The organism is Pseudomonas sp. B5(2017), from assembly GCF_002112825.1.
GTDB classification, from domain to species: Bacteria; Pseudomonadota; Gammaproteobacteria; order Pseudomonadales; family Pseudomonadaceae; genus Aquipseudomonas; species Aquipseudomonas putida_Z.
Genome location: NZ_NEIR01000041.1, coordinates 1 through 944, shown reverse-complemented (window position 1 = coordinate 944; position 944 = coordinate 1). Strand labels below are relative to the sequence as shown.

At 61.4% G+C, this 944-nt stretch carries 1 protein-coding gene; it reads right to left on the bottom strand.

Annotation, left to right across the window (positions count from 1 at the left end):
* Nucleotides 1–944, bottom strand: a 944-nt coding sequence (gene bamA / locus CAG00_RS27355) for an outer membrane protein assembly factor BamA (RefSeq protein WP_085665803.1), incomplete at both ends; no start/stop codon positions are given.

Here is a 944-nt window from a genome sequence, read left to right as displayed (position 1 = left end):
CGGGTCAGGCCGATGGACACCTTGTTACCGGTACCGAGGAAGTTGCTCTGGCTGATCGAACCACCGAGGATCAGGCCGGCGCTCTGGGCGAAACCGACGCTGGCGGTGATCGAGCCGGAAGCCTGCTCCTCGACGCTGTAGTTGACGTCGACCTGGTCGTCGGTGCCCGGCACCGGCGGGGTCTCGACGTTCACTTCCTTGAAGAAGCCCAGACGCTCCAGACGGGTCTTGGACTGGTCGATCAGGTAGGTCGAGGCCCAGCCGCCTTCCATCTGGCGCATTTCGCGACGCAGCACTTCGTCTTCTGTCTTGGTGTTGCCGCGGTAGTTGATGCGGTTGACGTAGGCACGCTTGCCCGGGTCGACCACGAACATGATGTCGACGGTGTGGTCTTCATCGTTCGGCTGCGGCACGCCGTTGACGTTGGCGAAGGTGTAGCCTTCGTTACCCAGGCGGCGGGTGATCAGCTCGGAAGTGCTGGTCATCACCTTGCGCGAGAACACCTGGCCAGGCTGCACCAGCAGCAGCGACTTGACCTGGTCTTCCGGCACCTTCAGGTCACCGGACAGCTTGACGTCGCGAACGGTGTACTTCTCGCCTTCGTTGATGTTGACGGTGATGTAGACGTGTTTCTTGTCCGGCGTGATGGACACCTGGGTGGAGGCGATGTCCATGTTGATGTAGCCGCGGTCCAGGTAGTAGGAACGCAGGCGCTCCAGGTCACCGGAGAGCTTTTCGCGGGCGTACTTGTCGTCGTTCTTGAAGAACGACAGCCAGTTGGTGGTCTTCAGCTCGAACAGCTGCGCCAGGGTCTCGTCGTCGAACACGTTGTTGCCAACGATGTTGATGTGCTGGATGGCGGCGACGGTGCCTTCGTTGATCTTGATCTTCAGTGCCACACGGTTGCGCGGCTGCGGCACCACCTCGGCGTCGACCTCGGCCGA